Source organism: Bacillus cereus group sp. BfR-BA-01524 (genome assembly GCF_022662595.1).
GTDB lineage: Bacteria > Bacillota > Bacilli > Bacillales > Bacillaceae_G > Bacillus_A > Bacillus_A thuringiensis_S.
Genome location: NZ_JAKUDW010000417.1, coordinates 1 through 239 on the forward strand (window position 1 = coordinate 1; position 239 = coordinate 239).

Here is a 239-nt window from a genome sequence, read left to right on the forward strand (position 1 = left end):
TTTTTCTTGTTTTACTTCTTCTTGCTTGCCTGTTTCTAATTCAACTACATTAGAAATTTCTACTTCTTGCTTTTGTTCATTTTCTTTTTCTTCTGCTTCTAGCTTACTTACTTCTATTTTACTTACGGCTGGGACTTGTTCTTCTCCCACGTTCGTTTTTTTCTTTCGTAAAAGACGATTTACAAGGAAGAAGACGATTATACAAAATAGTGCATATCCTACAATTGTAATTGAGGACA

Annotated in this window: 1 pseudogene; it reads right to left on the minus strand. The window is 32.6% G+C overall.

The window, feature by feature from the left end:
* Nucleotides 1-239 (minus strand): annotated as a pseudogene (locus tag MR170_RS31710) (MFS transporter); the annotation flags it as partial.